The sequence below is a fragment of the Streptomyces sp. NPDC001828 genome (assembly GCF_042892175.1).
GTDB lineage: Bacteria > Actinomycetota > Actinomycetes > Streptomycetales > Streptomycetaceae > Streptomyces.
This window is the reverse complement of sequence record NZ_JBIATV010000003.1, coordinates 249,929-270,949: the sequence shown is the minus strand read 5'-3', so window position 1 is coordinate 270,949 and position 21,021 is coordinate 249,929. Positions and strand designations below refer to the sequence as shown.

Genomic DNA, 21,021 nt, shown 5'->3' with positions numbered 1-21,021 from the left:
GTCTCGAACGATCTGGAGGGGGAGCCATGACCGTGTCCGAAATCGAGTCCGCGCACACCGAATCCCGCGCGGAGGCCGCGACGGAAGAGGCCCTGCGGCCGCACGCCGAGCAGGCCTTCGCGGACGAACTGGCGGCGCTCGCGGCGGCGGACGACCGCCCGCGCCCGGCCCGTTGGCGCCTCTCGCCCTGGGCGGTCGCCACCTATCTCCTCGGCGGCACCCTGCCCGACGGCACCGTGATCACACCGAAGTACGTGGGCCCGCGGCGCATCGTCGAAGTCGCCGTCACCACCCTCGCCACCGACCGCGCGCTGCTCCTGCTCGGCGTGCCCGGCACCGCCAAGACCTGGGTGTCCGAGCACCTCGCGGCCGCCGTCAGCGGCGACTCCACACTTCTGGTGCAGGGCACCGCGGGCACCCCGGAGGAGGCCGTCCGCTACGGCTGGAACTACGCCCAGCTGCTCGCCAACGGCCCGAGCCGCGCCGCGCTCGTGCCCAGCCCGGTCATGCGGGCGATGGCCCAGGGCATGACCGCACGGGTCGAGGAGCTGACGCGTATCCCGGCCGATGTGCAGGACTCCCTGATCACGATCCTGTCCGAGAAGACCCTGCCCATCCCGGAGCTGGGTGCCGAGACCCAGGCCGTACGGGGCTTCAACCTGATCGCCACCGCCAACGACCGCGACCGCGGTGTGAACGAGCTGTCCAGCGCGCTGCGCCGCCGCTTCAACACGGTGGTCCTGCCGCTGCCGGCGACCGCCGAGGCGGAGGTCGACATCGTCTCGCGCCGGGTCGACCAGCTCGGCCGCTCGCTCGACCTGCCCGCGGTGCCCGACGGCATGGCGGAGATCCACCGCGTCGTCACCGTCTTCCGGGAGCTGCGCGACGGGATCACCACGGACGGCCGCACCAAGCTCAAGTCCCCTTCGGGGACGCTCTCCACGGCCGAGGCGATCTCCGTGGTCACGGGCGGTCTGGCGCTCGCCGCGCACTTCGGCGACGGGGTGCTGCGGGCGGGCGACGTGGCCGCCGGAATCCTCGGCGCGGTGGTGCGCGACCCGGCGGCGGACCGCGTCATCTGGCAGGAATACCTGGAGACGGTGGTCCGCGAGCGGGACGGCTGGAAGGACTTCTACCGCGCCTGCCGCGAGGTGTCCGTATGACCGCGCCTGCCGCGACGCTCGGCGCCGAAGGGCCGCTGCTGCTCGGGGTGCGCCACCACGGCCCCGGCTCGGCGCGCGCGGTACGGGCCGCGCTGGAGGCGGCCCGGCCGGAAGCCGTGCTCATCGAGGGGCCGCCCGAGGGCGACGCCCTGCTGGCCCTCGCCGCCGACGAGGGCATGCGGCCGCCGGTCGCGCTGCTCGCCCATGTCGTCGACGATCCGGGGCGGGCCGCGTTCTGGCCGATGGCGGAGTTCTCGCCGGAGTGGGTGGCGATCCGCTGGGCCCTGGACCACGGCGCGCGGGTTCGCTTCATCGACCTGCCCGCAGCCCACTCGCTCGCCACGGCCACGGAAGAGGAAGCCGGGGAGAAGGAACTCGCGGGGGAGGAGCCCGCACAGGAGGACGCCGGGCCACGGGGCGATCCCATCGGCGCGCTTGCCGAGGCCGCCGGGTACGACGACCCGGAGCGCTGGTGGGAGGACGTGATCGAGCACCGGGACACCGCCACGGACCCCCGGGCGCCGTTCGCCGTGCTCGGCGAGGCCATGGCCGTACTGCGCGAGACGTACGGGGACGGCGGCCACCCGAGGGATCTGATCCGCGAGGCGTACATGAGGCAGCAACTGCGGTCCGCGACAAGAGAGTTCGGGAGCGGGATCGCCGTCGTCTGCGGTGCCTGGCATGTGCCGGCGCTCGCCGGGAAGTCCACCGTGGCCGCCGACCGCGCCCTGCTCAAGGGGCTGCCCAAGGTCAAGACCGAGCTGACCTGGGTGCCCTGGACGCACCGCAGGCTCGCCCGGCGCAGCGGCTACGGCGCGGGCATCGACTCGCCGGGCTGGTACGGGCACCTGTTCGCCGCTCCGGACCGGCCGGTCGAGCGCTGGATGACGAAGGTCGCCGGGCTGCTGCGCGCGGAGGACCGCCAGATCTCCTCCGCCCACGTCATCGAGGCGGTCCGGCTCGCCGGGACGCTCGCCGCGATGCGGGGCCGCCCGCTGCCCGGCCTCGCCGAGACCACCGACGCCGTACGGGCCGTGATGTGCGAGGGCTCCGACGTGCCACTCGCGCTGATCCAGGAGCGGCTCATCGTGGGGGACGTCCTCGGGGAGGTGCCCGACGCGGCGCCCGCCGTCCCGCTCCAGCGCGATCTCGTACGGATCCAGCGTGGCCTCCGGCTCAAACCGGAGGCGCTGGAGCGGGAGTTGGAGCTCGATCTGCGCAAGGAGACCGACGCGGGGCGCAGCAGGCTGCTGCACCGGCTGCGGCTGCTCGGCATCGGCTGGGGCGAGCGGACCCGGGCCCGCTCCACCGGCACCTTCCGGGAGAGCTGGCGGCTGCGCTGGGAGCCCGAGCTGTCGGTGCGGGTCGCCGAGGCCGGGGTGTGGGGCACCACCGTCCTGGGCGCCGCCACGGCGAAGGCCGAGGCGGACGCGGCCGGCGCGAGCGCGCTCGGCGCGATCACCGCGCTCGCCGAGCGCTGTCTGCTGGCCGAACTGCCGCAGGCGCTGCCGGTGGTGATGCGCGCGCTCGCCGACCGGGCCGCGCTCGACACGGACGTCGCCCACCTCGCCCAGGCGCTGCCCGCCCTCGCCCGCACCCTGCGCTACGGAGATGTGCGGGGCACCACGACCGGCGCTCTCGCCGAGGTCGCGGCGGGCCTGGCCGAACGCATCTGTGTCGGCCTGCCGCCCGCCTGCGCGGCCCTGGACGCGGACGGCGCAGCCGAGATGCGGACCCATCTGGACGCCGTGCACACCGCGATCGGCCTCCTCGCCGACCCGGCCGGCGCCGGGGCGGGCGGCCTGCGCGAGCGCTGGTCCACGGTGCTCGGCAAGCTCGCCGCGCGCGAGACCGTGCCGGGCGTCCTGCGCGGCCGGGCGGTGCGGCTGCTCCTCGACGACGGCCGGATCCACAACGAGGACGCGGCCCGCCACATGGGCCTCGCGCTCTCGCCGGGCACCGCTCCCGCCGACGCGGCCGCCTGGATCGAGGGGTTCGTCGGCGGCGCGTCCGGCGGCGGCATGCTCCTGGTCCACGACGAGCGGCTGCGCGCGCTGGTCGACGGCTGGCTGACCGGCGTGGCCCCGGAGGCGTTCACCGACGTACTGCCGCTGCTGCGGCGGACGTTCGCCGCCTATGAGGCGGGCGTGCGGCGCACGTTGGGCGAGCTGGTGCGACGCGGCCCCGCCGTGCGCACCGGCCCCGGCGACGCGGCCGCCCCCGGATTCGGCGCCGGCCTCGACCCCGACCGCGCGGACGCGGTGCTGCCGATCCTCGCCCTGCTGCTCGGCCGCGGCGGATCCGGCGGCGCGACCGATCCCGAAAGACCCGACCACCACCCGAACGGAACGGACGAACTTGGCGCACCCGGCTCTCTCGACGATCCCAACTACCTTGCGGGGGTGGGCAAGTGACGACCAGCACGCGACCTAGTGAGGACGAGCGCCTGCGGCGCTGGCGGCTCGTGCTCGGCGGCGAGCCCGGCGCCGAGGGGACCGGCCGCGCGCTCGCCGGGCAGGACGCCGCCATGGACGGCGCGCTGGCCGCGCTCTACGGCGGCGCCAGGAGCGGCCCCCAGGGCAGGAGCGGGAGCAAGGAGCGCGGGGCCGGGCTCGGGGCGTCGGCGCCGTCCGTCGCGCGCTGGCTCGGCGACATCCGTACGTACTTCCCGAGTTCGGTCGTGCAGGTCATGCAGCGCGACGCCATCGAGCGGCTCGGCCTCGCCGCGCTGCTCCTGGAGCCGGAGATGCTGGAGGCCGTCGAGGCCGACGTGCACCTGGTCGGCACCCTGCTCTCGCTGAACAAGGCGATGCCCGAGACCACCCGGGAGACCGCGCGGGCCGTGGTGCGCAAGGTCGTCGAGGACCTGGAGAAGCGCCTCGCCACCCGCACCCGGGCCACCCTCACCGGCGCCCTCGACCGCAGCACCCGGATCAGCCGGCCCCGCCACCGGGACATCGACTGGGACCGCACGATCAGGGCCAACCTCAAGAACTACCTGCCCGAGTACAACACCGTCGTGCCCGAGCGGCTCGTCGGGTACGGGCGGGCGGCACGGGGCGTGAAGAAGGACGTCGTGCTGTGCATCGACCAGTCCGGCTCGATGGCCGCATCCGTCGTCTACGCCTCGGTCTTCGGCGCCGTGCTCGCCTCGATGCGCTCGATCGCGACCCGGCTGGTCGTCTTCGACACCGCCGTCGTCGACCTCACCGACCAGCTGGACGACCCCGTCGACGTCCTTTTCGGCACCCAGCTCGGCGGCGGCACCGACATCAACCGGGCGCTCGCGTACTGCCAGTCGCAGATCACCCGTCCTGCCGACACGGTGGTCGTTCTGATCAGTGATCTTTACGAGGGCGGGATCCGGGCCGAGATGCTGAAGCGGGTCGCCGCGATGAAGGCGTCCGGAGTGCAGTTCGTGGCCCTGCTCGCGCTCTCCGACGAGGGCGCCCCGGCGTACGACCGCGATCATGCCGCGGCGCTTGCCGCGCTGGGCGCCCCGGCCTTCGCCTGCACCCCGGACCTCTTCCCCGAGGTGATGGCCGCGGCGATCGAGCGGCGGCCGCTGCCGATACCCGAGGCGTGAGGGAGGTCATATGGCAACGCGCGCTGAGCAGGTGATCTGTGACAGGTATCACCGCCCAGGTGTGATCCCTGATTTAGGGACCTACGTCCTGCGGAGATAACCTGCGAGACGGACATGCCGCGTACTCGGACACCGTGTACGCCTCCCTCAGTGACAGCGCCGTCACGTTGCCCTTCGCGGCACGCCCAGTAGACAACGGAACCGCGATACCACTGAAAAGGGACGGACGCGCGTGGACCTGTTCGAGTACCAGGCGAGGGACCTCTTCGCCAAGCACGGTGTACCGGTGCTGGCCGGTGAAGTGATCGACACGCCTGAGGCGGCGCGCGAGGCCACTGAGCGTCTCGGCGGCAAGTCGGTCGTCAAGGCGCAGGTGAAGGTCGGCGGCCGCGGCAAGGCCGGCGGCGTGAAGCTGGCCGCCACGCCGGACGAGGCCGTCGCTCGCGCGACGGACATCCTCGGCATGGACATCAAGGGCCACACGGTCCACAACGTGATGATCGCCGAGCTGTCTCCGGAGATCGAGGCCGAGTACTACGTCTCGTACCTCCTCGACCGCACCAACCGCACCTTCCTCGCCATGGCGTCGGTGCAGGGCGGCATGGACATCGAGGAGGTCGCGGAGAAGACCCCCGAGGCCCTCGCGAAGGTCCCGGTCAACGCCGTCGAGGGCGTGGACATCGAGAAGGCCCGCGAGATCGTGGCCCAGGCGAAGTTCCCGGCCGACGTGGCCGAGGGCGTCGCCGAGGCCATGGTGACCCTGTGGAAGACCTTCGTCGCCGAGGACGCACTCCTCGTCGAGGTCAACCCGCTGGTGAAGACCAAGGACGGCCGCATCCTGGCCCTCGACGGCAAGGTCTCGCTGGACGAGAACGCCGAGTTCCGTCAGCCGGAGCACGAGGCCCTTGAGGACAAGGCCGCGGCCAACCCCCTCGAGGCGGCCGCCAAGGCCAAGAACCTCAACTACGTGAAGCTCGACGGCGAGGTCGGCATCATCGGCAACGGCGCGGGTCTCGTCATGAGCACCCTGGACGTCGTCGCGTACGCCGGTGAGAACCATGGCGGCGTGAAGCCGGCCAACTTCCTCGACATCGGCGGCGGCGCGTCCGCCCAGGTGATGGCGAACGGCCTGGAGATCATCCTCGGCGACGCGGACGTCAAGTCCGTGTTCGTCAACGTCTTCGGTGGCATCACCGCGTGCGACGAGGTCGCCAACGGCATCATCCAGGCCCTCGCCCTGCTCGCCGAGAAGGGCGAAGAGGTCAACAAGCCGCTGGTCGTCCGTCTCGACGGCAACAACGCGGAGCTGGGTCGCAAGATCCTCAGCGACGCCAACCACCCGCTGGTGCAGCGCGTGGACACCATGGACGGCGCGGCCGACAAGGCCGCCGAGCTCGCGGCTGCGAAGTAAGGGAAGAGGTTAAGACACCACCATGGCTATCTTCCTCACCAAGGACAGCAAGGTCATCGTCCAGGGCATGACCGGCGCCACGGGCATGAAGCACACCAAGCTCATGCTGGCCGACGGCACCAACATCGTCGGCGGCGTGAACCCGCGCAAGGCCGGCCAGTCGGTCGACTTCGACGGCACCGAGGTCCCGGTCTTCGGCTCGGTCGCCGAGGCGATGGAGAAGACGGGCGCCGACGTCTCCGTCCTCTTCGTGCCGCCGGCCTTCGCCAAGGCCGCCGTCGTCGAGGCCATCGACGCCGAGATCCCCCTCGCCGTGGTCATCACCGAGGGCATCGCCGTCCACGACTCCGCCGCCTTCTGGGCGTACGCGAAGGCCAAGGGCAACAAGACCCGCATCATCGGCCCGAACTGCCCGGGTCTGATCACCCCCGGCCAGTCCAACGCCGGCATCATCCCGGGCGACATCACCAAGCCGGGCCGTATCGGCTTGGTGTCGAAGTCCGGCACGCTGACCTACCAGATGATGTACGAGCTGCGCGACATCGGCTTCTCGTCCGCCGTCGGCATCGGTGGCGACCCGGTCATCGGCACCACGCACATCGACGCGCTCGCCGCGTTCGAGGCCGACCCCGAGACCGACCTGATCGTGATGATCGGCGAGATCGGCGGCGACGCCGAGGAGCGTGCGGCCGACTACATCAAGGCCAACGTCACCAAGCCGGTCGTCGGCTACGTCGCGGGCTTCACCGCGCCCGAGGGCAAGACCATGGGCCACGCCGGCGCCATCGTCTCCGGCTCCTCCGGCACCGCCCAGGCGAAGAAGGAGGCCCTGGAGGCCGCCGGCGTCAAGGTCGGCAAGACGCCGACCGAGACCGCCAAGCTCGCGCGCGCCATCCTCGGCAGCTGAGCACGGCCTCGCGGAGCTGAGCTCCACGGGTACGCATGAAGGGCCCGCACCTCTCGGGGGGTGCGGGCCCTCGTGCTGGGGCGGACCGGGCCGGGCGGTCAGCGGATGTCGAGGACCAGGCGGTGCGGCCCGCGGGCGGGTTCCGTGCGCAGCTTGTCGCGCAGTTGGAGGTCCTCACTGGTCAGCCGCTGCGGCCCGTTGTTGGCGGGGACCCCGCCGACGCGCTCGCCGAACGGCACCGGACGCACGTGGTGGTGCGGGACCGTCACCACGGTGAAGGCGGTCGCGCTCACGATCAGCGTGGTGAAGGCGATCGCGGCCCGGGTCCAGAACCGGCGCCGCCGCTCGCCCCCGGTGCGGACGACCGGCGCCGACGGCAGCCGGGTGACGGAGTCCGGCCCGGCGAGCGCGAGGTCGGTGATGCGCTCGCGCAGGTCCGCGGAGAGGGCCTGCGGGTTCCTGGCGCGGGCCGCCGCCGGCACCCGGTCGAGGATCGCGGCCCGCGCGTTCAGGACCCGGTTGGCGGCGGCGGGGGTGCTCGCCTGTGTCTCGGCCGCCGTCTCCGGAAGGTCGAGCCCGACCCCGTCGTACAGCAGCACCGTGCGCCGGTAGGCGGGCGGCAGATCGAGCAGCGCGTCCAGGAGCGCCCTGCGTTCAGGCTCGGCCGGCGGCTGGTCGGGGCGCTTGTGGGCGCGCCGGAAGCGGTGCCAGGGGGCCATCGCGTACTCGTACGCCGCTGCCCGCACCCACCCCGCCGGGTCCCGGTCGGTGGCGACCTCGGGCCAGTTCTCCCAGGCCTGGTGGAAGGCGCGCTCCACCGATTCCCTGGCGAGCCGGGTGCGTCCGGTCAGCAGGTACGCCTGCCGGGCGAGGTCGGGCGCGATGGACGTGTACAGCACGTCGAACGCCTCGGCCGGGGTGGGCGTGTGCGGCACGGAGGCCTGCTCGGGCAGCGCGTCGGCAAGCGTGGCCGGGGCGGCGGGAGCGGGCGTCTTGGGAGCGGCGAGCTCCTTGGCGGGGACCGGCACCGGCGCGGGAGAGACGGGCTCGGGGGCCGTGTGCTCGGGGCGGTGGTGCGGGGCGGCCTCGGGCTTCGTGGCTCTTCCCCCGGTCTCGGAGGCCTTGGGGGAGGCCTCGTCGGAGGCGGGCTCGGGCCGGGTGCTCGCCGTGTGCCGCTTCGCCTTGGGGGCCGGCTCGGCGGGGCCGGCGGTCCCGGTGCCGGGCGCCGAGCCGAGCGCGGGCCCGGGGTCGTCCTGGTCCGCCTCGGCCACCGCCGCCAGCTCCGCCTCGATGGTGGCGAGGAGGCGGGCGTACGTCTGGCCCTTGCGCCCGCGTGGCGTGGTGCGGCCGGTTTCCCATGAGCGCACGGTCGCCCGCGTGACGCCCACGGCCGTCGCGACCTGCGCCTCGCTCAGGTCCTTCGCCTCGCGCAGCCGGCGCCGCTCCTTGGGAGTGGGCAGGGGGGACATGGCATCGGTGTCCTTGGTATCGGCCGGGCTCTGTGTCATGAAGGGCTCCCAGGGCTCCCCGCGAAGGCCGTAACGGCTGGTGCACCCGGGGCGGAGCAGCGGAAAATGCCCCAGGTGAATAATTACATAACCGTATATTGGGCGACACATCGGGCATTCGCTTGTTACGCGTAGAAAGCGCGTGTCGTTGGCAGCATGGCCCGGGTGACCCAAGTGACCGAGCGCAGCCTGCCGTTGCTTCCCGTCAAGGCGCGCCCCTCCGTGCTAGCCACCTGTTTCCTGCGCGGCACGATCGCGGCGGGGCTCGGGCTCGGTGCCCTGGCCGTGCTCGTGATGGTGCTGTGGATCAGCTCCCCCTACCCCGACAGCGGGCCCGGCGGCGCCCTGCGCACCGCCGCCTCGATGTGGCTGCTCGCGCACGGGACGCGGCTGGTCAGACCCGAGACGCTGACCGGCGGCCCGGCCCCGGTCGGACTGGTTCCGCTGCTCCTGGTCACGCTGCCGGGCTGGCTCGCCCACCGGGCGGCCCGCGATGCGCTGATGCCCGACGAGGACGAGGACCACGAGGACGAACCCGCCGGTCCGCTGCCCTCCGGCTGGGCCGTGTTCGGGGCGGTGACCTGCGGTTACCTCGTGATCGCGACGGCCACCGTGCTGTACGCGGCCGCCGGGCCGCTGCCGGCGGACCCGCTCAGCGCCGCGCTGTGCCTGCCGCTCACGGTGGGGCTGGCGACCGCCGCCGGAGTCTGGACCGCGCACGGCCGCCCGCTCGGCCCGCTGCCCGAGCGGGTCCCGGCGCGCGTGCGGGCCGCGCTCTTGGACGTTCGTACCAGCGCGGCCGCCCGCGCGGCGGGGGCCACCGTCGCGGTGCTGCTCGGCGGCGGGGCACTCCTGGCGGGCGCCGGGCTCGCCTGGCACATCGGCGTCGCCGAGGACGCGTTCCTCCGGCTCGCGGAGGACTGGTCGGGGCGGCTCGCGGTGCTGCTGCTCGCGCTCACCCTGGTGCCCAACGCGGCCGTGTGGGGCGCGTCGTACGGGCTCGGGCCCGGCTTCGCCGTCGGTACGGGAGCGGTGGCCGGGCCGCTCGGAGTGGCGGGCACTCCCGCGCTCCCGCACTTCCCGCTGCTCGCGGCGGTGCCGGCCGGCGGCCACGGGTCCTGGTGGAACTGGGCGGCGGCCGGGGTGCCGCTCGTGGCCGGTCTCGTCCTGGCCCGGTTCACCGCGCGGGCCGCCGTGACCGAGGGGTGGGGGCGGCGCGAGACCGCGCGGGCCGCGCTGCTCGGGGCAGTGCTGTGCGGCTGCGCCCTCGCGGGCCTCGCGGCGATCGCCGGCGGGCCGCTGGGCACGGGGGCGCTCGCCGCGCTGGGGCCGGTCTGGTGGCGTACTGGAGGCGCGGCGCTGCTGTGGGCGGCCGTGGTGGGGGTGCCGGGGGCGGTCGGGCTGCGGGCCTGGCGGCTGCGGGGTGCGGTGCCCCGGCGCTCGCTGCGGGCCCGGGTCGCGGGGGCGCTCTCGTGGCGGCCCCGGCGGGGCCGGGCCGTGGCCGCGCCCGGGTCCGTGCCGGTTCCGGTGCCGGGGGGCGAGGTCGGCCCGGCCGACGAGGAGGCGTACGACTTCCTGCCGGTCGGCGGGGGTGGCCTGTGGCACGAGGACGGGGCGCGGGAGGCCCGGTGGGCCGCGCTCAAGGAGGCGTCGGGCGGGCTGATGGCGGACATCCCGGCGGCCGGCGCGGAGCTCTCCCCGCTCCGCCCCCTCCCGAACCGGGGCGCGGCCCCGGACCCCGCTCCTCGAACGCGGGAGGAGCCGGACGACGGCCGGCTGGAGGCCGGCCCCGGGCCGGCACCGGAAGGCGGCCCGGCACCCGGTCCCGTACCGGCGCCCGGTCCCGTACCGGAAGGCGGGCCCGCGCCGGAGCCCCTTCCGAAGCCCGTACCGGAGCCGGTCTCCAAGCCCGCACCGGAGTCGGCACCGGAGCCCGGACCGCGCCACGACCCCGTACCGGAAGGCGGTCCCGCACCGGAGCCCGGACCAGGGTCCGGACCGCACCCCGGCCCCGTACCGGAATCCGAGCCGCGCTCCCACCCCGGATCCGGATCCGAGTAGCACCCGGCAGCGGACCCGGATTCCCCCTCGGGGCCGTCGGAACCGGCTACTCCTTCACGCCGAACAGCGGGACCAGCTTGTGGGGGAGGAGGTCATTGCAGGAGAGCTGGCCCGTCTTGGTCAGGGCGTCGTCCACGCACGTGTAGTAGTCGCGGTACGCGATCTGCATGGTGAAGCTCGACGCCACCACCACCAGGGCGAGCACCGCCGTGACCAGGCCGGTCACCGCCGCCGTCACCTGCGGCCTGCCCGAGGCGGCCGGTGCCGGCGGGGTGGCGGGCGCGGGGGAGGCCGCTGACGGCGCCTCGGGGGGCTTCGGCTTCGCGCGGAGCGAGCTGATCGCCCAGTACAGGCCGAGCGCGCCCAGGAGCAGGGCGACCTCCGGCATGTCGAACAGAGCGAAGAAGAAGGCCCACATCCCGGAGAGCAGGGCGTAGCGGGCGCGGCGCTGGGCCGGGTCCGTGGGGTCCCAGCGCAGGCCGGGCGGGGGCGGCGGGTTCTGGCCCGGGCCGCCCTCGGGACGCTCGGGGCGCTGGCCGAAGCCGCCCGGCGCCCGGCCGGGCTGCCGGTCGCTCCACTGGCTGCCCCAGGGTGAGCCCTGCTGGTCGTTGCCTTCTCCCGGGGCAGGCCGGCGCGGCTGCCAGGGCCGGTCGGGGCTGCCCTCCGGCGGCGGGGCGAAGGGATTGTCGTCGGCGGCGCCCGCTCCGGAGCCGCTTCCGGTGCCGCTTCCTGAGCCCTCGGGCTCCGAGCCCCCCGGGTCCGTCGGATGAGGGGAGCCGGGGGTGGAGGACTGGCGGGCTGCGAACAGCTGGTGGCGTCGGTCCGGCATCTGGTGAACGTCTTCCCCTCGGACCCCGTCACCGGCCGGTCGGGCCAGGGGGTCACATCTCGCAAACAAGTAAGTGAGACAGGTCTCGTCTCGCGGCGTCCTCCCAGACGCTACCTGGCGGTCCGGCCCCCGTCCCGTGGGGGCCGTCCGGTGTGCCGGTATCGTTGCTGACGGCCGGCGCTTTCGTAGAGTTCCCCGTATCGAGGGGCGCGATTCGTTCGTACGACCACACAAAGACGTAAGACCGCGAGAAAGAGCCCCGCTGTGGCCTCCCCGCCCCCCTCCGCGTCCACTTCTCCTGACGACATCCCGTCCCCGCAGGCCCGCCCCGCCCGCCTGGTGGTGCTGGTGTCCGGATCCGGTACGAATCTGCAGGCCCTGCTCGACGCCATCGCCGCCGATCCGGACGGCTACGGCGCCGGGATCGTGGCCGTCGGCGCCGACCGGGACTCCATCGTCGGCCTGGAGCGCGCCGAGCGGGCCGGGATCCCCACCTTCGTCTGCCGGGTCAAGGACCACTCCTCGCGCGAGGAGTGGGACGCGGCCCTTGCCGGGGCCACCGCGGCGTACGCGCCGGACCTGGTCGTCTCGGCCGGATTCATGAAGATCGTGGGCAAGGAGTTCCTCGCCCGCTTCGGCGGCCGGGTGGTCAACACCCACCCCGCGCTGCTGCCCAGTTTTCCCGGAGCCCATGGCGTACGCGACGCGCTCGCGTACGGCGCCAGGGTCACCGGGTGCACCGTCCACTTCGTCGACGACGGCGTCGACACCGGCCCGATCATCGCCCAGGGCGTGGTCGAGATCCGGGACGAGGACGATGAAGCCGCTCTGCACGAGCGGATCAAGGAAGTCGAGCGACGGCTGCTCGTCGATGTCGTGGGGCGCCTGGCCCGTAACGGCTACCGCATTGAGGGACGAAAGGTTCAGATCGGTGAACTCGGTTAGTACGGACACCGTCAAGCCCATCCGGCGGGCGCTGGTCAGCGTCTACGACAAGACGGGGCTCGAGGAGCTGGCGCAAGGGCTCCACGCGGCCGGGGTCGAGCTGGTGTCCACCGGGTCGACCGCCGCGAAGATCGCCGCCGCCGGGGTGCCCGTCACCAAGGTCGAGGAGCTCACCGGGTTCCCCGAGTGCCTCGACGGGCGGGTCAAGACGCTGCACCCCAAGGTGCACGCGGGCATCCTCGCGGACCTGCGCCTGGACGCCCACCGGGCGCAGCTCGACGAGCTCGGCGTGCGGCCCTTCGAGCTGGTCGTGGTCAACCTGTACCCGTTCAAGGAGACCGTCGCCTCCGGCGCGAGCCCCGACGAGTGCGTGGAGCAGATCGACATCGGCGGCCCCTCGATGGTCCGTGCCGCCGCCAAGAACCACCCCTCGGTCGCCGTGGTCACCAGCCCGGGGCGGTACGCGGCCGTGCTCGACGCCGTCAAGAACGGCGGCTTCGACCTCACCGCCCGCAAGCGCCTCGCGGCCGAGGCCTTCCAGCACACCGCCGCGTACGACGTGGCCGTGGCGTCCTGGATGACCAACGTGTACGCGCCCGAGGAGGGCGAGGCCCCGCTGCCCGAGTTCCTCGGCGCCACCTGGGAGCGCAAGTCGGCGCTGCGCTACGGCGAGAACCCGCACCAGGCCGCGGCCCTCTACACCGACGGACAGCCGGGCGGGCTCGCCAACGCCGAGCAGCTGCACGGCAAGGAGATGTCCTTCAACAACTACGTGGACACCGAGGCCGCGCGCCGCGCCGCCTACGACCACGACGAGCCCTGCGTCGCGATCATCAAGCACGCCAACCCGTGCGGGATCGCGGTCGACGCGGACCTCGCGGCCGCGCACCGCAAGGCGCACGAGTGCGACCCGCTGTCCGCGTTCGGCGGCGTCATCGCCGTCAACCGGCCGGTGACCGTGGCGATGGCCGAGCAGGTCGCCGAGATCTTCACCGAGGTCATCGCGGCCCCGGACTACGAGGACGGCGCGGTCGAGGTGCTGGCCCGCAAGAAGAACATCCGGGTGCTCAAGGTGGCCGGCACCCCGCACCAGCCGGGCGACCTCAAGTCGATCTCGGGCGGCGCGGTGCTCCAGCACACCGACCTCTTCCAGGCCGAGGGCGACGACCCCGCGAACTGGACGCTGGCCAGCGGAGAGGCCCTGAACGAGGCCGAGTTGAAGGAACTCGCCTTCGCCTGGGTGGCCTGTCGCGCCGTCAAGTCCAACGCGATCCTGCTCGCCAAGGACCAGGCTTCGGTCGGCGTCGGCATGGGCCAGGTCAACCGGGTCGACTCCGCGAGGCTCGCGGTGGAGCGGGCCGGCGAGGAGCGGGCGCGGGGCTCGTACGCGGCCTCCGACGCGTTCTTCCCGTTCCCCGACGGCTTCGAGATCCTGGCGAACGCCGGGGTCAAGGCCGTGGTGCAGCCCGGCGGTTCGGTCCGCGACGAGCTGGTCGTCGAGGCGGCGAAGAAGGCGGGTGTGACGATGTACTTCACCGGCACGCGCCACTTCTTCCACTGACCCCGGACGGCTGACCCCGGACGGCTGACCCCGGGACGGCTGACCCCGGACGGTCGGCCCCGGACGCGCGAAGGGCCGCGCCCCCCTTGCGGGGAGCGCGGCCCGGCGGACGTGCGGCGAAGGTCAGGCCTTCTTGATGACCAGCGTGCCGGCGGCCCGGTCGTGCCAGCCCTGCAGCTTGCCGGAGTTGTCGAAGAACGGCGACAGGTAGACCAGGATGGCGCCGATGTAGCACAGGAAGGCGCCGACGATCGGGATGATGTAGCGGATGAAGCCCGAACCCAGACCCGGGTTCTGGCCCGTGTTCTCCTTCACCACGCGCAGGCCGAGGGCGAGCTTGCCCAGGGTCGCGCCGACGAGGGAGACCATCAGCCACTCGTAGAGCAACGTGAAGGCACCGATGACGGCGAGCCAGGTGAACATCACGGTGATGATGCTGCCGCTGGCGTCGTTCACGCAGGACGAGTAGTCGGCCGAGTTGGGGTCGCAGTCCTTGGTGACGCCGACGACGCCGGCCAGGCCGATCGCCATGATGATGCCGAGGATGATGCCGATCGCGGCGCCGTCGATGAGGCGGGCGCCGAGGCGGCGGCCCATCGAGGCGACCTCGACGGTGCCGAGCACCGGCACGTTGATGTAGCCGTTGTTGGCCTGGAGCGTGCCGGGCGCCTGCGGGTAACCGTAGCCCGGGGCCTGGCCGGGGGCCTGGCCCGGCTGCTGCGGGTAGCCGTAACCCTGCGGCGGGACGCCCTGGGGGGCCTGCTGACCCTGCGGGTAGCCGTAGCCGGGCTGGCCCTGCTGCTGGCCGTACGGGCCGCCCTGCGGGGGCTGCTGGGGCTGCTGCCCGTAGGGGTTGTTCGGGTCGCCGAAGCTCATGACGGGGTTTCCTCCGTTGGGTGTTGCGGGGACGACGCGGCCCGAGCGGAGGAATAGCTGTTCTGAGCGGATTGCCCCCCGGCACTGCCCGCGGCACTGCGCGGATCATCGTTCTAAATGAGACATAAGTTTGTCCAGCCGATTGCTGGATGTGTTGTGCAAGTGCAACTTGGGCGATCACGTGTCGCCCTGAAAGAATGGGAAACATGACCGCCCAGATTCTCGATGGCAAGGCCACCGCCGCAGCGATCAAGTCCGAACTGGCCGTCCGCGTGGCGGCCCTGAAGGAGCGGGGCATCACGCCCGGCCTGGGAACCGTGCTGGTCGGGGAGGACCCCGGCAGCCAGAAGTACGTGGCGGGCAAGCACCGCGACTGCGCTCAGGTCGGCATCGCCTCCATCCAGCGCGAGCTGCCCGCGACCGCGACGCAGGACGAGATCGAGGCGGTGGTACGGGAGTTGAACGAGGACCCCGCCTGCACCGGCTACATCGTCCAGCTGCCGCTGCCCAAGGGCATCGACGAGAACCGCATTCTGGAGCTGATGGACCCGGCGAAGGACGCCGACGGCCTGCACCCGACGAACCTCGGGCGCCTCGTCCTCAACGAGCCCGGCCCGCTGCCCTGCACGCCTTACGGGATCATCCAGTTGCTCCGCAAGCACGGCGTGGAGATCAACGGGGCCGAGGTCGTCGTGGTCGGACGCGGTGTCACCATCGGCCGCTCGATGCCGCTGCTGCTCACCCGCCGATCCGAGAACGCCACGGTCACCCAGTGCCACACCGGCACCCGCGACCTGTCGGCGCACCTGAAGCTGGCGGACATCGTCATCGCCGCGGCCGGCGTCCCGCACCTGATCAAGCCCGAGGACGTGAAGCCGGGCGCGGCCGTCCTCGACGTCGGCGTCAGCCGCGACGAGAGCGGGAAGATCGTCGGCGATGTGCACCCCGGCGTCGCCGAGGTGGCCGGCTGGCTGTCGCCGAACCCGGGCGGGGTCGGCCCGATGACCCGCGCCCAACTGCTCGTCAACGTCGTCGAGGCGGCCGAGCTCGCCGCCGCCGCGCGCTGACCGGAAAGGCCTGAGGCATGGGTGCTGGTAGGAGTCACGAGCCGTCCGGGGACGCGGAGCGGCCGGCCGCCGAGGACGAGTCCGGAGCGACCGCGCCGGCGGCGCCCGCCCGCGCGGGCGGCTCGCGGCGGTTCCCCTCCGTCACGCGGGACACCGCGCGCCCGGAGGGCGGCGGCCGTGCCGCGCCCCGCGACGCCTCCGCACCCGCCCGCCAGTGGCCGCTGCTCTCCGTCCTGGTCGCCGTCGGCGTCGGGCTCCTGATAGTGGCGACCGAGCCGTTCGGGCAGGCCTTCCGGATCGGGCTCGTCATCATCGGCGCCGCCCTGATGGCGGGCGCGGCCCTGCGCTGGACGCTGCCGTCGGTCGGCATGCTCGCCGTCAGGTCCCGCTTCACCGACATCTCCACGTACGGAGTGCTCGGCGTGGCCATCGTGCTGCTCGCCCTCATGGCACAGCCCCGCCCCTGGCTGAACGTGCCGTTCCTGGAGGACGCGGTCCACTTCACGGTCCGCTAGGCCCGCCCCGCGCGAACGGCCCGCACTCTCCCGCCAGGGAGGGTGCGGGCCGTTCGCCGTCCGGGTGGGCCGGCGGCACCCCGGGCGGCCTCCACCGCCGTCCCCGGCCACTCCGTTCGTCCCGGTGCGCACCACCTCGGGAACTGACATCCTGGGGCCCCGCATCCCTGGGGGGTGGCGACGGACGGAGGGGGAAGCGATGCCTCGCTGGAAGGCGCTGCCGGACGAACTCGACCCACAGGTAAGGGAGTTCGCGGGCCAGCTGCGCAGGCTGGTGGACCGCAGCGGGCTCAGCGTCGCGGCGGTCGCGGACCGCACCGGATACGACAGGACGTCGTGGGAGCGGTATCTCGGCGGCCGCCTCCTCGCCCCCAAGGCCGCCGTCCTCGCGCTGGCCGAGGTGACCGGCACCAATCCCGTCCACCTGACCACCATGTGGGAGCTGGCCGAGCGGGCCTGGAGCCGCTCCGAGCAGCGGCAGGACCGCACCATGGAGGCCGCCCGGGCCGACCGGGGGCGGGCCCCGCTCGGCGAGTTCGGGCCGGCCCGGCCGGCCGGGGCACACGCCCCTCCGGCCGCCCCGGGGCCCACCGGCCGGCGGCCGCCGAAGGCGCGGGCGCCCGAGCCCGCGCGCGGGCCCGGGCGGCACCGGCGCCGGATCGTCATGTTCCTGGCCGGAGTGATCGGCGCGCTCCTGGTCATCACGTCCGCCGTGCTCCTGACCGACCTCGGCGGGAGCGACGACAAGCCGGCCGCGCAGCCGAGCCCGAGCCGTTCCGCGTCGGCGCCCGCACTGCCCGCCGGGGTGAAGTGCGTGGCCGCGTCCTGCACCGGCCAGGACCCCGAACTGATGGGCTGCACCGACAAGTTGGTGCAGACGGTGGGCAGCGCCAAGGTCGGCGTCTCGGTCGTCGAGGTGCGCTACAGCAAGATCTGCGGGGCCGCCTGGGCGCGGCTCAAGCAGGTCGCCCCCGGCGACCGGGTGCGGATCAGCGCCGCCGCCACCGCCGGGGACGAGGTGGTGGCCGACGCCTACCGCGACACGTACACCAAGATGCTCGCCGTCCAGGGCCCGGCGGCCGCGAAGGCGTGCGCCACGCTGAAGAGCGGGAAGAGCGGCTGCGCCACGGGCAGAGCCGGCGCGGTCCCGTCGGGGACGACGGGTACCGGTCCGTCGGGAACGACCAGTACCGGTCAATGATCGATCAGCGTGAGGCGTCCCACAGGGCTCCGGGGGTGTGGGACGCCCAGGGTCGGATAGCCTGACCGCTGGACATCTCTTCACGTCAAGATTCAGACGGTCGCACGTCAGGTTCCCGGCGTACGGGGTGCCCGGAGCCGAGGGGCAAACCCCCACCACCCGCTGTTTCCAACGGAGATCGCCATGACCCGCACTCCCGTGAATGTCACCGTCACCGGCGCGGCCGGCCAGATCGGCTACGCGCTGCTCTTCCGCATCGCCTCCGGTCACCTGCTCGGCCCGGACGTGCCGGTCAACCTGCGCCTCCTGGAGATCACCCCGGCCCTGAAGGCCGCCGAGGGCACCGCCATGGAGCTCGACGACTGCGCCTTCCCGCTGCTGCGCGGCATCGAGATCACCGATGACGCCAACGTCGCCTTCGACGGCGCCAACGTGGCCCTGCTCGTCGGCGCCCGCCCGCGCACCAAGGGCATGGAGCGCGGCGACCTGCTCTCCGCCAACGGCGGCATCTTCAAGCCGCAGGGCAAGGCCATCAACGACAACGCCGCGGACGACATCAAGGTCCTCGTCGTCGGCAACCCGGCCAACACCAACGCGCTCATCGCGCAGGCCTCGGCCCCGGACGTACCGGCCGAGCGCTTCACCGCGATGACCCGTCTGGACCACAACCGGGCGATCTCGCAGCTGGCGAAGAAGACCGGCACCACGGTCTCCGACATCAAGCGCCTGACCATCTGGGGCAACCACTCGGCGACCCAGTACCCGGACATCTTCCACGCGGAGATCGCCGGCAAGAACGCCGCCGAGGTCGTCAACGACGAGCAGTGGCTGGCCGACGCGTTCATCCCGACCGTCGCCAAGCGCGGCGCCGCGATCATCGAGGCCCGTGGCGCGTCCTCGGCCGCCTCGGCCGCCAACGCCGCCATCGACCACGTGCACACCTGGGTCAACGGCACCGCCGAGGGCGACTGGACCTCCATGGGCATCCCGTCGGACGGCTCCTACGGCGTCCCCGAGGGCCTCATCTCGTCCTTCCCGGTCACCGTCAAGGACGGCAAGTACTCGATCGTCCAGGGCCTGGACATCAACGAGTTCTCCCGCAAGCGCATCGACGCCTCCGTCAAGGAGCTCGCCGAGGAGCGCGACGCGGTGCGCGAGCTCGGCCTCATCTGAGCCTGGCGGAGCGCCCGTTGAGGCATCCGCAACCGTGACGAAGCCCCGGCAGCCACTGCCGGGGCTTCGCCCGTTTCCGGTTACTCGCGCACCGCGTCCCGCGTCAGCTGTACGGCGGCGAGCAGGCTGAGCTCCGGCTGCGCGTCGCGCAGCGCCTTGACCGCCCGCACCGACTCGTCGTCCGGGCCCGAGTAGCCGGCCGAGGCCCGCTGCTCGCGCACCCAGCGCCCGCGCAGCTCCCGGTCCGGCACGGCCGCCGCTTCCTCCGCTATCCGCAGGGCCGCCTCCAGGCCCGGCCGTTCCGCCTCCCCGGCGTCCGCCAGCGCCTGACGCAGTGCCGTCGCGATGTCGTCCGCGTCGCGCAGTACCAGGACCGAAAGTTCCTTGCGGCCAAACATGCAAACTCCCCGATGATCGTGGTCGTGATCATCAAATGTAGGCCCGGGGACCGGCCCGTGGCGAAATCCCCTGTCCTTTCCGGCCGGGGTCCCGCACACGCGGAAGGTGCCGCTACAGCTCGCGCACCTGGCGGGCGATGTCCCGCAGCGCGTGCGTCGCGCGGATCTGGAGGCCGGGGCCGAAGGTGATGCGGCCCGCGCCCAGCTCGCCCAGGCGGCGCGGCCCCGGCGCGTCCGGCAGGACCGCCATGTTGACCGGCACCGGCACGGCCGCCGCGATCTCCGGCAGGTGCTCGGGCGGCGCGGCGAACGGATACACGCCGTCCGCGCCGGCCGCCACGTAGGCCCGGGCCCGCGCGATCGCCGCGTCCCGCTCGGGCACCCCGCGCAGATAGGTGTCCACGCGGGCGTTGACGAACAGCGCGTCGCCCGCCTCGGCGCGCACCTCGGCCAGCCAGTCCGCGTGCCGGGCCGGGTCCTTGAGGACGCCGTCCACGGAGTCCTCCAGGTTGCAGCCCACCGCGCCGGTCTCCAGGAGCCGGGCCACCAGCTCCTTGGGAGCGAGCCCGTAGCCGCCCTCGACGTCCGCCGAGACGGGGATCGAGACGGACCGTACGATCCGCGCGACCGCCGCGAACATCTCGTCCGCCGGGGTCGAGCCGTCCTCGTACCCGAGGGACGCCGAGACCCCCGCGCTCGGCGTCGCCAGGGCCGGGAAGCCCGCCTCCTCGAAGACCCGGGCGCTGGCCGCGTCCCAGGGTCCCGGCAGGATCAGCGGGTCGCCGGCCGCGCGGCCCTGGTGCAGGGCGCGAAAGGTGGCGGCGGGGTTCAGCTGTGCCATTCCGTCTCTCCGGGTGCCGTGCGGCGGGTCACCATCAGCCGGTTCCAGCTGTTGATGACGGTGATCGCCGCGATGAGATGGGCGAGTTGGGCTTCGGTGAAGTGCTCGGCGGCGCGCTCGTACACCTCGTCGGGCACGAAGCCTCCCCCGGACTCCGTCCGGGAGGTGCCCCCAGTCAGGACGGTGACCGCCTCGGTGAGGGCGAGTGCCGCGCGCTCGCGCCCGGTGAAGGCGTCGCCCGCCTCCTCCCACGCGGCGAGGAGGTCGAGCCGCTCCTGGGACTCGCCGCCCTTGCGGGCGGCGGTCAGATGCATGTCCAGGCAGAAGGCGCAGTGGTTGAGCTGGGAGGCCCGGACCATGACCAGCTCGGCGAGGACCGGGTCGCCCAAGCCCCGCTTGGCGGCCGCGCCGAGCCCGGCGAGGCTCAGATAGACCTGCTCGGGGACCTGGAACTCCCTTGGCGCGAGGCTCACTTGTACATCCCCGGGGTGTAGTGGCCGGGCACGCCGCGAGTGGTCACGCCGAAGCGGTTCCAGGCGTTGATGACGGTGATGGCCGCGATGAGGTGGGCCAGCTCGGCCTCCTCGAAGTGCTTGGCTGCCTTCTCGTAGACCTCGTCCGGTACGAAACCGTCGGTCAGGACCGTGACGGCCTCGGTCAGCTCGAGAGCGGCCAGCTCCTTCTCGGTGTAGAAGTGCTTGGACTCCTCCCAGGCGCTGAGCTGGATGATCCGCTCCACCGTCTCGCCCGCCGCGAGCGCGTCCTTGGTGTGCATGTCCAGACACAGGGCGCAGTGGTTGAGCTGCGAGGCACGGATCTTGACCAGCTCGGCGATCGTCGGGTCGAGGCCCTGCTCGGCGGCCGCGTTCAGCTTGATCATGGCCTTGTAGACCTCGGGCGCGGCCTTGGCCCACTGCAGGCGCGGGGTGTGCTCGGGTGCGTGGTTCGCGTTCTCGTTCGTGGTCATGGAACGAAGGTA

The 21,021-nt window shown here is 73.2% G+C and carries 19 protein-coding genes; 12 read left to right on the top strand and 7 right to left on the bottom strand.

Annotation, left to right across the window (positions count from 1 at the left end; all coding sequences use genetic code 11):
* The first annotated feature begins 26 nt into the window (after positions 1-26).
* From ACFYZA_RS12550 to sucD, 5 genes are all read left to right on the top strand, one after another.
* Positions 27-1,163: an AAA family ATPase gene (locus ACFYZA_RS12550; protein WP_388489794.1), complete on the top strand. Its 1,137-nt coding sequence runs from the start codon at positions 27-29 to the stop codon at positions 1,161-1,163.
* Positions 1,160-3,577, top strand: coding sequence for a DUF5682 family protein (locus ACFYZA_RS12545; RefSeq protein ID WP_388489791.1), 2,418 nt, complete (start codon positions 1,160-1,162; stop codon positions 3,575-3,577). Before ACFYZA_RS12550 ends, ACFYZA_RS12545 begins: the two co-directional genes overlap by 4 nt.
* On the top strand, positions 3,574-4,749 hold the full coding sequence (locus tag ACFYZA_RS12540; protein WP_382591762.1) for a VWA domain-containing protein: 1,176 nt from the start codon (positions 3,574-3,576) through the stop codon (positions 4,747-4,749). Before ACFYZA_RS12545 ends, ACFYZA_RS12540 begins: the two co-directional genes overlap by 4 nt.
* 232 nt (positions 4,750-4,981) lie before the next feature.
* Positions 4,982-6,160, top strand: coding sequence for an ADP-forming succinate--CoA ligase subunit beta (gene sucC / locus ACFYZA_RS12535; RefSeq protein WP_382591765.1), 1,179 nt, complete (start codon positions 4,982-4,984; stop codon positions 6,158-6,160).
* Positions 6,161-6,182: 22 nt separating this feature from the next.
* A complete protein-coding gene (gene sucD / locus ACFYZA_RS12530; RefSeq protein ID WP_382591768.1) occupies positions 6,183-7,067 on the top strand; it encodes a succinate--CoA ligase subunit alpha in 885 nt (294 codons plus the stop codon).
* A gap of 98 nt (positions 7,068-7,165) precedes the next feature.
* Here the strand turns inward: sucD and ACFYZA_RS12525 are convergent, their stop codons facing one another.
* Positions 7,166-8,575 (bottom strand): helix-turn-helix domain-containing protein, encoded by a 1,410-nt coding sequence (locus tag ACFYZA_RS12525; RefSeq protein ID WP_388489787.1) that lies wholly within the window; start codon positions 8,573-8,575, stop codon positions 7,166-7,168.
* Positions 8,576-8,740: 165 nt separating this feature from the next.
* Here ACFYZA_RS12525 and ACFYZA_RS12520 point away from each other — a divergent pair, with 165 nt between their 5' ends.
* A complete protein-coding gene (locus tag ACFYZA_RS12520; protein ID WP_388489784.1) occupies positions 8,741-10,636 on the top strand; it encodes a DUF6350 family protein in 1,896 nt (631 codons plus the stop codon).
* Positions 10,637-10,682: 46 nt separating this feature from the next.
* On the opposite strand, the gene ACFYZA_RS12515 is transcribed toward ACFYZA_RS12520, so the two are convergent.
* Positions 10,683-11,465 (bottom strand): hypothetical protein, encoded by a 783-nt coding sequence (locus ACFYZA_RS12515; RefSeq protein WP_382591777.1) that lies wholly within the window; start codon positions 11,463-11,465, stop codon positions 10,683-10,685.
* Positions 11,466-11,771: 306 nt separating this feature from the next.
* On the opposite strand from ACFYZA_RS12515, the gene purN reads away from it, so the two are divergent.
* Together purN and purH are read left to right on the top strand one after the other, a co-directional pair.
* On the top strand, positions 11,772-12,410 hold the full coding sequence (purN, locus tag ACFYZA_RS12510; protein ID WP_382591981.1) for a phosphoribosylglycinamide formyltransferase: 639 nt from the start codon (positions 11,772-11,774) through the stop codon (positions 12,408-12,410).
* Positions 12,337-13,971, top strand: coding sequence for a bifunctional phosphoribosylaminoimidazolecarboxamide formyltransferase/IMP cyclohydrolase (gene purH, locus ACFYZA_RS12505; RefSeq protein ID WP_382591984.1), 1,635 nt, complete (start codon positions 12,337-12,339; stop codon positions 13,969-13,971). Before purN ends, purH begins: the two co-directional genes overlap by 74 nt.
* A 123-nt stretch (positions 13,972-14,094) precedes the next feature.
* Here the strand turns inward: purH and ACFYZA_RS12500 are convergent, their stop codons facing one another.
* Complete coding sequence (locus ACFYZA_RS12500; RefSeq protein WP_382591780.1) at positions 14,095-14,847, bottom strand: RDD family protein; 753 nt, start codon at positions 14,845-14,847, stop codon at positions 14,095-14,097.
* 206 nt (positions 14,848-15,053) lie between these two features.
* Here ACFYZA_RS12500 and ACFYZA_RS12495 point away from each other — a divergent pair, with 206 nt between their 5' ends.
* From ACFYZA_RS12495 to ACFYZA_RS12480, 4 genes are all read left to right on the top strand, one after another.
* Positions 15,054-15,914, top strand: a complete 861-nt coding sequence (locus ACFYZA_RS12495; protein WP_388489779.1) for a bifunctional methylenetetrahydrofolate dehydrogenase/methenyltetrahydrofolate cyclohydrolase — start codon at positions 15,054-15,056, stop codon at positions 15,912-15,914.
* A gap of 17 nt (positions 15,915-15,931) precedes the next feature.
* Positions 15,932-16,429, top strand: a complete 498-nt coding sequence (locus ACFYZA_RS12490; RefSeq protein WP_388489776.1) for a DUF3017 domain-containing protein — start codon at positions 15,932-15,934, stop codon at positions 16,427-16,429.
* Positions 16,430-16,628: 199 nt separating this feature from the next.
* Positions 16,629-17,630, top strand: coding sequence for a DUF2690 domain-containing protein (locus ACFYZA_RS12485; protein WP_388489773.1), 1,002 nt, complete (start codon positions 16,629-16,631; stop codon positions 17,628-17,630).
* 183 nt (positions 17,631-17,813) lie between these two features.
* On the top strand, positions 17,814-18,803 hold the full coding sequence (locus ACFYZA_RS12480) for a malate dehydrogenase (RefSeq protein ID WP_382591792.1): 990 nt from the start codon (positions 17,814-17,816) through the stop codon (positions 18,801-18,803).
* Positions 18,804-18,883: 80 nt separating this feature from the next.
* Here the strand turns inward: ACFYZA_RS12480 and ACFYZA_RS12475 are convergent, their stop codons facing one another.
* The 4 genes from ACFYZA_RS12475 to ACFYZA_RS12460 all read right to left on the bottom strand — a co-directional run bounded on the left by ACFYZA_RS12475 (position 18,884) and on the right by ACFYZA_RS12460 (position 21,009).
* On the bottom strand, positions 18,884-19,201 hold the full coding sequence (locus ACFYZA_RS12475) for a hypothetical protein (RefSeq protein WP_382591797.1): 318 nt from the start codon (positions 19,199-19,201) through the stop codon (positions 18,884-18,886).
* A gap of 112 nt (positions 19,202-19,313) precedes the next feature.
* A complete protein-coding gene (locus tag ACFYZA_RS12470; protein WP_382591800.1) occupies positions 19,314-20,042 on the bottom strand; it encodes an isocitrate lyase/phosphoenolpyruvate mutase family protein in 729 nt (242 codons plus the stop codon).
* Positions 20,030-20,515, bottom strand: a complete 486-nt coding sequence (locus tag ACFYZA_RS12465; RefSeq protein WP_382591803.1) for a carboxymuconolactone decarboxylase family protein — start codon at positions 20,513-20,515, stop codon at positions 20,030-20,032. The genes ACFYZA_RS12470 and ACFYZA_RS12465 overlap by 13 nt, the downstream gene beginning before the upstream one ends.
* Positions 20,512-21,009 (bottom strand): carboxymuconolactone decarboxylase family protein, encoded by a 498-nt coding sequence (locus ACFYZA_RS12460; protein ID WP_382591806.1) that lies wholly within the window; start codon positions 21,007-21,009, stop codon positions 20,512-20,514. Before ACFYZA_RS12460 ends, ACFYZA_RS12465 begins: the two co-directional genes overlap by 4 nt.
* Positions 21,010-21,021: the final 12 nt, after the last annotated feature.

Coding starts and splice junctions, on each gene's coding strand:
- ACFYZA_RS12525 (WP_388489787.1), bottom strand. CDS start 8,575: ATGACACAGAGCCCGGCCGATACCAAGGACACCGATGCCATGTCCCCC.
- ACFYZA_RS12470 (WP_382591800.1), bottom strand. CDS start 20,042: ATGGCACAGCTGAACCCCGCCGCCACCTTTCGCGCCCTGCACCAGGGC.
- ACFYZA_RS12550 (WP_388489794.1), top strand. CDS start 27: ATGACCGTGTCCGAAATCGAGTCCGCGCACACCGAATCCCGCGCGGAG.
- ACFYZA_RS12515 (WP_382591777.1), bottom strand. CDS start 11,465: ATGCCGGACCGACGCCACCAGCTGTTCGCAGCCCGCCAGTCCTCCACC.
- ACFYZA_RS12480 (WP_382591792.1), top strand. CDS start 17,814: ATGACCCGCACTCCCGTGAATGTCACCGTCACCGGCGCGGCCGGCCAG.
- ACFYZA_RS12490 (WP_388489776.1), top strand. CDS start 15,932: ATGGGTGCTGGTAGGAGTCACGAGCCGTCCGGGGACGCGGAGCGGCCG.
- ACFYZA_RS12545 (WP_388489791.1), top strand. CDS start 1,160: ATGACCGCGCCTGCCGCGACGCTCGGCGCCGAAGGGCCGCTGCTGCTC.
- sucD (WP_382591768.1), top strand. CDS start 6,183: ATGGCTATCTTCCTCACCAAGGACAGCAAGGTCATCGTCCAGGGCATG.
- ACFYZA_RS12495 (WP_388489779.1), top strand. CDS start 15,054: ATGACCGCCCAGATTCTCGATGGCAAGGCCACCGCCGCAGCGATCAAG.
- ACFYZA_RS12500 (WP_382591780.1), bottom strand. CDS start 14,847: ATGAGCTTCGGCGACCCGAACAACCCCTACGGGCAGCAGCCCCAGCAG.
- ACFYZA_RS12475 (WP_382591797.1), bottom strand. CDS start 19,201: ATGTTTGGCCGCAAGGAACTTTCGGTCCTGGTACTGCGCGACGCGGAC.
- purH (WP_382591984.1), top strand. CDS start 12,337: ATGTCGTGGGGCGCCTGGCCCGTAACGGCTACCGCATTGAGGGACGAA.
- ACFYZA_RS12485 (WP_388489773.1), top strand. CDS start 16,629: ATGCCTCGCTGGAAGGCGCTGCCGGACGAACTCGACCCACAGGTAAGG.
- ACFYZA_RS12460 (WP_382591806.1), bottom strand. CDS start 21,009: ATGACCACGAACGAGAACGCGAACCACGCACCCGAGCACACCCCGCGC.